This window comes from Mesotoga sp. UBA5557 (genome assembly GCF_002425715.1).
Classification (GTDB): Bacteria; Thermotogota; Thermotogae; order Petrotogales; family Kosmotogaceae; genus Mesotoga.
On the sequence record NZ_DIMV01000041.1, the window covers coordinates 1 to 8,586 of the forward strand.

General features: G+C 46.8%; 11 protein-coding genes and 2 pseudogenes. All 13 read right to left on the reverse strand.

Going from position 1 to position 8,586, the window contains the following annotated elements; genetic code table 11:
* Positions 1 to 131: ribosomal protein L16 (locus tag B3157_RS04615; protein ID WP_292589210.1), on the reverse strand; the 131-nt coding region annotated here is incomplete at its 3' end.
* 24 nt (positions 132 to 155) lie between these two features.
* Entirely contained in the window at positions 156 to 785 is a 630-nt protein-coding gene (rpsC, locus tag B3157_RS04620) for a 30S ribosomal protein S3 (protein WP_099828912.1), read from the reverse strand.
* Between the two features lie 10 nt (positions 786 to 795).
* The gene (gene rplV, locus B3157_RS04625) at positions 796 to 1,230 is read right to left on the reverse strand and encodes a 50S ribosomal protein L22 (protein ID WP_292589200.1); all 435 of its coding nucleotides are present in this window, start codon (positions 1,228 to 1,230) and stop codon (positions 796 to 798) included.
* Between the two features lie 14 nt (positions 1,231 to 1,244).
* A complete protein-coding gene (rpsS, locus tag B3157_RS04630; RefSeq protein ID WP_039882973.1) occupies positions 1,245 to 1,529 on the reverse strand; it encodes a 30S ribosomal protein S19 in 285 nt (94 codons plus the stop codon).
* Positions 1,530 to 1,548: 19 nt separating this feature from the next.
* On the reverse strand, positions 1,549 to 2,376 hold the full coding sequence (rplB, locus tag B3157_RS04635) for a 50S ribosomal protein L2 (RefSeq protein WP_214060616.1): 828 nt from the start codon (positions 2,374 to 2,376) through the stop codon (positions 1,549 to 1,551).
* A gap of 17 nt (positions 2,377 to 2,393) precedes the next feature.
* Entirely contained in the window at positions 2,394 to 2,693 is a 300-nt protein-coding gene (rplW, locus tag B3157_RS04640; protein ID WP_214060617.1) for a 50S ribosomal protein L23, read from the reverse strand.
* Positions 2,693 to 3,373, reverse strand: coding sequence for a 50S ribosomal protein L4 (gene rplD, locus B3157_RS04645; protein ID WP_292589204.1), 681 nt, complete (start codon positions 3,371 to 3,373; stop codon positions 2,693 to 2,695). The genes rplW and rplD overlap by 1 nt, the downstream gene beginning before the upstream one ends.
* A 32-nt stretch (positions 3,374 to 3,405) precedes the next feature.
* The gene (rplC, locus tag B3157_RS04650; RefSeq protein ID WP_099828908.1) at positions 3,406 to 4,038 is read right to left on the reverse strand and encodes a 50S ribosomal protein L3; all 633 of its coding nucleotides are present in this window, start codon (positions 4,036 to 4,038) and stop codon (positions 3,406 to 3,408) included.
* Between the two features lie 22 nt (positions 4,039 to 4,060).
* Positions 4,061 to 4,370: pseudogene (gene rpsJ / locus B3157_RS04655) on the reverse strand (30S ribosomal protein S10).
* Between the two features lie 70 nt (positions 4,371 to 4,440).
* Positions 4,441 to 5,637 carry an elongation factor Tu gene (gene tuf / locus B3157_RS04660; protein WP_214078148.1) on the reverse strand — a complete coding sequence of 399 codons (1,197 nt, stop codon included), beginning with the start codon at positions 5,635 to 5,637 and terminating at the stop codon, positions 4,441 to 4,443.
* Between the two features lie 33 nt (positions 5,638 to 5,670).
* Positions 5,671 to 7,696 (reverse strand): annotated as a pseudogene (gene fusA / locus B3157_RS04665) (elongation factor G).
* 73 nt (positions 7,697 to 7,769) lie between these two features.
* Positions 7,770 to 8,237 (reverse strand): 30S ribosomal protein S7, encoded by a 468-nt coding sequence (gene rpsG, locus B3157_RS04670; protein ID WP_214078146.1) that lies wholly within the window; start codon positions 8,235 to 8,237, stop codon positions 7,770 to 7,772.
* Positions 8,238 to 8,251: 14 nt separating this feature from the next.
* On the reverse strand, positions 8,252 to 8,584 hold the full coding sequence (rpsL, locus tag B3157_RS04675) for a 30S ribosomal protein S12 (RefSeq protein WP_292589208.1): 333 nt from the start codon (positions 8,582 to 8,584) through the stop codon (positions 8,252 to 8,254).
* Positions 8,585 to 8,586: the final 2 nt, after the last annotated feature.

Consider the following 8,586-nt stretch of genomic DNA (forward strand, 5'->3'; position numbering starts at 1 on the left):
GCAGTTATCCAGTGTGGTTCGAGAGCCTTTATTCCCCATTCACCAAAGTGAACGATAGTCCCGCCTTTTGCCTTGCCGTTCATCTTACCTCTTTGTTGCTTCCTGTATTTTACCCTTTTGGGCATTAACATTATGAACTACCTCCCCTCTTGCAATTACACCTGTACGTCGCCTTTGTAGATCCATACCTTCACTCCGATTATTCCCATCTTAGTAAAGGCTGTGGTGTAACCGTAGTCCAGATCAGCTCTGAGGGTCTGGAGAGGAAGTCTTCCTTCCAGGTACCACTCTGTCCTGGCAATATCAGCTCCGTTCAGTCTTCCGGAAACCATTATCTTGATACCTTTAGCTCCCTTTCTCATTGCAGTGAATATCGCTCTCTTCATGGCTCTCTTATAAGAAGCTCTCTTCTCAATTCTTGACGCAATATCCTCAGCAACAAGAATCGCATCGGTCTCGGGTGTTTTCACTTCTTCGATATTCAGCTGGAACTGCCTGGTTATAAGCTTCTCCAGCCGCTGCCTTAGCAGCTTCACTTCACTGCCTTTCTTTCCAATCATCACACCAGGTCTGGCGCACTTGATGGTAATAACCACCTTACCTGGCTCAGGCCTTTCGATGTAAATGTCGGAAACTCCGGCAGCCATGTAATTCTTCTTAAGAAAGTCCCTTATCTTAAGATCTTCGAGTAGATATTCTTTGTAGTTCCTCTCGTTAATCCATCGGGCTTTCCAATCTTTACTTACACCAAGCCTGAATCCATAAGGATGTACCTTCTGACCCACTTATGTCACCTCACTCCTGAGGATTGCTAGTTTCTTCGCGGTTTGCTACAACAACGGTTATGTGGCTAAATCTTTTCTGCTGAATATCTGCTCTTCCTCTACCTCGCGGCCACAATCGCTTCATTCTCGGACCGTCATCAACTACAGCTTTTTCAACATAGAGACTATCGATATTCAGTCCGAAATTGTTCTCTGCATTTGCTACTGCAGAGCGCAGAACTTTGTAAACCAAACGGGAGGCCTTTTTTGGTGAGAACTCTAGAATCTGAAAAGCCTCGCCCACTTCCTTATTTCTTATTGCGTTGACAACTGATCTCGCCTTTCTAGGGGAGATTCTGACAAACTTCGCAACTGCCTTTGCCTGAGTGACAGGAGTTGCTGCTGCTGCTTCTTTGCGCTTCCTATGGAAAACGGAACGCTTATCTCTCTGCGTAGCCTGCGCCATCTCAGCACCCTCCCTCATCTTACTTCACCCTTCTTGCTTTTCTTATCGGCATGCCCACCGAACCTCCTGGTGGGAGAGAACTCACCCAGTCTGTGACCAATCATATTCTCTGAAATGTAAACAGGTATATGCTTCATCCCGTTGTAGACAGCTATTGTGTGTCCGATCATTTCAGGAAGAATCATGGACGCCCTGCTCCAAGTCTTTATGGGTTTCTTTTCTCCCTTTTCATTCAGCTCTCTAATCTTTTTCAAGAGACTCGGGTGTACGTATGGGCCTTTCTTCTTAGATCTCGACATCTTCAACTACACCCCCTGATCAATTCTGGTTCCTGCGCTTCACTATGAGGTTATCTGAAGGCTTCTTGTTCTTCCTCGTTTTGTAACCTCTGGCTGGCTGGCCCCAGGGGCTCTGAGGAAGGTGTCCCTTAGAACGCCCTTCTCCTCCACCCATCGGGTGATCGACCGGGTTCATCGTCATGCCTCTGACCGACGGTCTAACTCCAAGCCATCTCTTTCTACCTGCTTTTCCATGGACCTCATTCGAGTGTTCTTCATTTCCGACCATGCCGATAGTTGCCATGCATTTCACAACTACTCTTCTCAACTCACCAGACGGCATCCTAAGAAGAGCGTATCTTCCCTCTTTTGCCATTAGCTGTGCGTAGGTACCCGCAGCTCTCGCAATCTGGCCGCCCTTGCCTGGTACAAACTCAACGTTATGCACGATTGTGCCGACCGGTATTCGCTCCAGTGGCATTGAATTTCCAACTGAAATTTCAGCCTGGTCGCCGTTCTGAATACCATCTCCGACCTTCAAACCCTTCGGTGCCAGCATGTATCTCTTCTCACCGTCGATGTATTGGAGAAGAGCAATCCTCGCCGTTCTGTTCGGGTCATACTCTATCGATACGACTTTCGCAGGAATACCTATCTTGTCTCTCTTGAAATCGATAACCCTGTAACGTTTCTTGGTTCCGCCACCCTGATGTCTAACAGTTATCCTTCCATGATGGTTTCTACCCGCGTTCTTGTTGATTGGCTCCAGAAGAGACTTTTCCGGTTCAGTCTTTGTAACTTCCTTGAAGTCTGGAAGAAGCATAGACCTTCTGCTTTTGGTGACGGGATTAAACTTTCTCAATGCCATGTCATNNTCACCTCGCCTTAGTGTTGGCCTTCGAGTTCTTTAATCCTGTATCCAGTCACAAGCGTAACGATTGCTTTCTTCCAGGACCTCGACTTGCCAACAAAGACACCGCGCTTCTTTGGTTTTCCCTTAATGTTCATGATATTTACCTGTTTAACCTTCACATTGAAAAGCTTCTCAACGGCGTCTTTGACTGTCTGCTTATTGGCATCTCTATGTACCTCAAAAATGTACTTGTTCAATTCACCAGAAGCAACTGTCTTTTCAGTGATCAACGGTCTGAGGAGAACGTCTCCGTAATACTTCATTTCAGTCATTACCCGAGCACCTCCTCGATCTTACGAACAAGATCAGTAGTGATCACAAGCTTTTCATGATTTACTATGTCGTAGACATTAAGCCCGTCGATATTCGCCTTACAGGTGACGGCTGTATTTCCAGGATTGTCTGCGATTATTACCTTCACGCCATAGATGTTTTTCCCGGAGAGTCTAACGTTCTGATACTCATCCTTCTGCCACGGCAGAACGAAGAGCGTCTTCTGCGACTTATCGAGTCCAAGGTTACTCAAGACCTCCCTGAGCTGCTTCGTCTTTGGTTTGTCGAATTTGAGATCATCCAACACAATTAAATTGCCTTCATTGAGTCTGATACTTAGAACTGATCGTAGCGCAACCTTCTTCATTTTCTTGGTCATATTGAACGACCAGTCTTTTGGCTTCGGTCCATGAATCACTCCACCGTGCCTCCAGAGTGGACTTCTGGTTGAACCGACTCTTGCTCTTCCTGTGTGTTTCTGGGCCCAGGGTTTTCTTCCCCCGCCCCTAACCTCTGATCTTGTCTTCGCCGAAGCCAGTCCAACACGTCTGCCTGAAAGCTGCATATTAACGTATCTGTACATCAGATCCTTGTTGGGTTCAACGTTAAAAACGCTTTCACTCAGTTCTACTGTGCCAACTTTCTGGCCGGCCACATTCACAACGTCGGCTTGAGCCATTGTTGCGTCCTCCTTCCAACACATTTTCGGGGCTATCTGTTTGCGCTCTTGATTATTAAGAGGCCACCCCTCGCTCCTGGAACTGCGCCATAAATGGCTAAGAGTCCATTCTCTGCATCGACTTTTACTACGGTTAGATTCTTTACTGTCTTCTTTTCGTTACCGTACTGACCGGGCATCTTCTTGCCCTTCCAGATCTTCGCCGGATCAGTGTGGTTACCTACTGAACCTAGCTCTCTGTGGAATTTCGAACCATGAGAAGCCTCTCCGCCTCTGAAGTTCCATCTCTTCATCGCGCCGGAAAAACCTCTCCCCTTCGAAAATCCAGTCACATCTACCTTCTCGCCTTCAGAAAAGACGCCGACTTCTATGATATCACCAACATTGAAGTCATTGACGTTACCAAACTTGAACTCTTTGAGAACTCTATGTGGTTTGACCTTTGCTGCTTCAAACTTTTTCACCAGAGGCTTTGTCAGTATTTTCTTTGCTCTTTCCGGTGTAAGCTCCTCGAATCCAACTTGAACGGCGTCGTATTCGCCACCTTCACTCGTCTTTTTCTGTACTACTGTACATGGACCGGCTTTCACTACGGTAACTCCGAAGGCTTTTCCATCTTTGTATATAGTTGTCATACCGAGTTTTCTACCCAATATACCTTTCATCTATCACACCTCCGAAGTCTCTTTACAGTTTAATCTCCACGTCTACACCCGCGGGGAGGTCGACTTTCATAAGAGAATCTATCGTCTTTGGTGTAGGATCTAGTATCTCAATCAACCTCTTATGAACTAGCTTCTCAAACTGCTCTCTTGCATCCTTNNAACTTGTGTGGCGAAGTTAGAACAGTGTAGAGCGTCCTCTCCGTTGGCAATGGCACCGGACCCGATACCTTGGCATTGGTGAGCTTTACAGCTTCGACAATTTTCTTGGCCGACAAGTCAAGCAGTTTATGATCGTAAGCCTTCAAGCGAATCCTGATTTTTTGCTTGGCCATGCCTAAATGTTCCCTCCTTCTGTTAACAGGGAAGGGAGATTACTCCCCCTTCTCCTGGAAAGACCGTTAATCACTCAATTATTGAGCTGACGACTCCGGCGCCGACTGTCCTGCCACCCTCACGGATTGCAAATCTCAAACCCTTTTCAATCGCAACGGGGTAGATAAGCTGGATAGTCATTTCAACGTTATCGCCAGGAATAACCATTTCGACACCCTCGGGAAGATCCGCGATTTCTCCAGTAACGTCTGCTGTCTTAATGAAGAACTGAGGCCTGTAACCCTTTGTGAACGGAGAATGGCGTCCGCCTTCTTCCTTCTTCAGAACATAGACGTTTGCCGTGAATTTCTTGTGAGGTGTTATTGATCCTGGTTTTGCAAGTACCTGCCCTCTCTTGACTTCTTCCTTTGCCACACCTCTCAGAAGTGCCCCGATATTGTCGCCGGCCTGCCCTTCGTCAAGGAGTTTTCTGAACATTTCCACACCGGTACATACTGTCTTCTTCGTCTCATAAGAGAGTCCAATTATCTCAACTTCATCGCCGACATGAACAGCTCCGCGCTCAATTCTTCCAGTAACTACCGTTCCTCTTCCTGTAATGGTAAAGATATCCTCCACCGGCATAAGGAAGGGCTTGTCAGTTTCTCTGACAGGGTCCGGGAAGTAATCGTCGCAGGCATTCATCAGCTCGTATATGCTCTCTGTCCATTCATTTGGACTTTCTGCTTCAAGTGCCTTGAGCGCAGAGCCCTTGATCACGGGAAGCTCGTCGCCAGGGAACTCGTAGGAAGATAGAAGCTCTCTTACTTCTTCCTCAACCAGTTCGACCAATTCTTCGTCGTCGACCGCGTCAACCTTGTTTATGTACACCACCATTGCGGGAACGTTGACCTGTCTCGCAAGGAGAACGTGTTCTCTTGTCTGAGGCATGACACCGTCAGTAGCAGCGACAACAAGAATAGCCCCATCCATCTGAGCGGCTCCGGTGATCATGTTCTTGATATAGTCAGCGTGACCTGGACAGTCGATGTGGGCGTAATGCCTTTTGTCAGTCTGGTACTCGATATGAGCAACGTTGATTGTGATTCCTCTTGCTTTTTCCTCCGGCGCCTTGTCAATTGAGTCAAACGGGGAGAAGTCAGCAAGACCCTTAAATGCCAGACTCTTTGTAATTGCCGCAGTAAGAGTAGTCTTACCGTGGTCAATGTGTCCAATCGTACCGATGTTAAGATGTGGTTTTGAACGTTCAAATTTTTCCTTAGCCATGGTTTCCCTCCTCCAAAAACTTATTTGGGATCTCTATCTTCCAAGAATCTTATCTGCAATTTTCACTGGAACTTCCGAATAGTGGGAGAACTGAATAATGTGGATTGCTCTTCCCTGCGAGAGGGATCTGCAAACTGTCGCATAACCGAAAAGCTCGGAAAGAGGAACGTGAGCCTTAATAATCTTGAGACCAGCCCTGGTCTCGAAACCCTCAATCTTGGCTCGCCTGGAATTCAGATCAGCAATCAAGTCTCCCATATATTCTTCAGGCGTATTAATCTCTACAGCCATTATCGGTTCAAGCAAAGAAGGACTCGCTTTGCGTACAGCTTCTTTGAAGGCCATCGATCCAGCAATACTGAAAGCAATCTCCGAAGAATCCACTTCGTGGTAAGAACCGTCCAGCAAACAAACTTTCACGTTGACCATAGGGTAACCAGCAAGAAATCCCGAATTCATCGCTTCTCTGACTCCACGCTCAACAGGCTTTATGAACTCCCTCGGAATTGTTCCGCCGACCGTACTGTCTTCAAAAACGAAGTTGGAATTCTTGTCAGTGATGGGCTCAACACTTAAGATCACATGCCCGTATTGACCCTTGCCACCGGTCTGTCTTATATACTTCGCTTCACCAATGGCTTTCGCTCTTATTGTCTCTCGATAAGCGACCTGTGGGTTTCCAACCCTTAGGCCAACGTTGAACTCTCTCTTGATTCTCTCAACAATTACCTCAAGATGAAGTTCCCCCATTCCCGACAAGATCGTCTCTCCCGTCTCGGTGTCAACATAACTCCTAAGGGAAGGATCCTCCTCTACGAGAGCAAAAAGCGCTTTACTCAGCTTAGAAGCATCATCTTTAGTCTGTGGTTCTATCGCAATCGAGATTACAGGTTCCGGAAACTCGATCTTCTCCAGGATAATCTTTTCATTAGCATGACCCACTGTTTCTCCGGTCATGGTATTCTTTAAACCAACGACTGCAACTATATCCCCGGCACGTATATAGTCAACCTCTTCTCTCTTATCTGCATGCATGAATAGTAGTCTGGAAATCCTCTCCTTGACGTTCTTGTTTGCGTTAATTACGTATGATCCCTTCTCTAGAGAACCTGAATACACCCTTAAAAAGGTCAATTTTCCAACAAATGGATCAACCATTATCTTGAAAGCCAATGCAACAAAGGGTCCGTTCTCGTCCGGGTGAACCTCAATTTCATTTCCACTGTCAATTAACTCTCCTATTACGGGGGGTAGATCCTTCGGCGATGGCAGGTAATCGACAACAGCATCGAGCAGCAGCTGAATCCCCTTGTTCTTAAAGGCAGATCCACAGAGAACCGGAGTCAATAGTCCCGCAAGAGTAGCTTTCCTTATTGCCGCTTTCATTCTATCTGACGGAAGATCCTTACCCTCTATATATAACTCCATGAGTTCTTCGTCAAACTCAGCGACGTGAGTAACCAGATCTTCGCGAGCCTCTTCCACCTCGTTCAGCATACTCCCTGGTATCACTGAGACTTCGTATTCCGTCCCGTCTTGGTTAGTCCATCGAAACGCTTTCATCTCGACAAGGTCAATAACGCCTTCGAAGTTTGACTCAGAACCAATTGGGAGCTGAATTGCCACGGGGTTGGCCTTCAGTTTAGCAATCATGGAATCAACTGCTGCCTTAAAATCAGCTCCGATTTTATCCATCTTGTTCATGAAGGCAATTCTAGGAACGTGATACTTGTCTGCCTGTCTCCAAACTGTCTCGGACTGCGGCTCAACTCCAGCCTGAGCGTCAAACACGGCAACGGCGCCGTCAAGAACCCTCAACGATCTTTCAACNNTCAACCGTAAAGTCAACGTGCCCGGGTGTATCAATAATATTAATCCGATAATCCTTCCAAAATGCTGTAGTTGCTGCAGAAGTGATAGTGATGCCTCTTTCCTTCTCCTGGTCCATCCAATCCATTGTTGCGGTACCTTCGTCAACACTACCGAGTTTGTAATTTTTTCCAGTATAGAAGAGAATACGCTCGGTGGTAGTTGTCTTACCCGCGTCTATATGAGCCATTATTCCTATGTTTCGGGTCTTTTCTAGGGTCGTGACTCTCTCTTTCACTATCCTTCCTCCTGCCGAACTGCCTCTACCATCTGAAATGAGCGTAAGCCTTTCCAGCCTCCGCCATTTTGTGCACGTCTTCTCTCTTCTTAACGGCGTTTCCCTGTCCATTGTATGCGTCAACAAGTTCCAAAGCGAGCTTCTCTTTGAGTGGTTTGCCCGACTTCGACCTAGCGGATGTTACTATCCATCTTATCGCAAGCGCAACTGCACGTCTTTCAGGAACTTCGAAAGGTATCTGATATGTAGACCCCCCAACTCTTCTTGGCCTTACTTCCAAAAGAGGTTTCACGTTGTTGAGAGCTTTCTTAAATGCCTCCATCGGGGGCTGCTTAGTTCTCTCGGACAGAGCTTCGAGTGCTCCATATACCGCTGCTTCTGCCTTGCTCTTCTTTCCACCAATCATTATCTTGTTGATTAATCTTGTTACTACTGCGTCATTGTAGATTGGATCAAGTACTACTTCTCTCTTCTCAGACTGACGTCTTCTCATCTAGAACTGCCTCCTTATTTCTTCGGCCTCTTGGCGCCATATCGACTTCTCGACTGCTTCCTGTTCGCTACACCTTCAGCGTCTAAAGTACCTCTCACTATCTTGTATCTTACGCCAGGAAGGTCCTTCACTCTTCCACCTCTTACAAGAACTACGGAATGCTCCTGCAGGTTGTGACCTTCACCAGGAATGTAGGCCGTTACTTCTGTCCCATTTGAGAGACGTACTCTCGCGATTTTCCTCAGAGCTGAGTTCGGCTTCTTAGGTGTCATTGTAGAGACCCTTACACAGACTCCTCGCTTCTGAGGATTGTTTTCAAGAGCCGGAGAAGCAGACTTCTGCTTCAACT

Coding starts and splice junctions, on each gene's coding strand:
- rplB (WP_214060616.1), bottom strand. CDS start 2,376: ATGGCATTGAGAAAGTTTAATCCCGTCACCAAAAGCAGAAGGTCTATG.
- rpsS (WP_039882973.1), bottom strand. CDS start 1,529: ATGTCGAGATCTAAGAAGAAAGGCCCATACGTACACCCGAGTCTCTTG.
- rplV (WP_292589200.1), bottom strand. CDS start 1,230: ATGGCGCAGGCTACGCAGAGAGATAAGCGTTCCGTTTTCCATAGGAAG.
- rplC (WP_099828908.1), bottom strand. CDS start 4,038: ATGAAAGGTATATTGGGTAGAAAACTCGGTATGACAACTATATACAAA.
- rpsG (WP_214078146.1), bottom strand. CDS start 8,237: ATGAGAAGACGTCAGTCTGAGAAGAGAGAAGTAGTACTTGATCCAATC.
- rplD (WP_292589204.1), bottom strand. CDS start 3,373: ATGGCTCAAGCCGACGTTGTGAATGTGGCCGGCCAGAAAGTTGGCACA.
- rplW (WP_214060617.1), bottom strand. CDS start 2,693: ATGACTGAAATGAAGTATTACGGAGACGTTCTCCTCAGACCGTTGATC.
- tuf (WP_214078148.1), bottom strand. CDS start 5,637: ATGGCTAAGGAAAAATTTGAACGTTCAAAACCACATCTTAACATCGGT.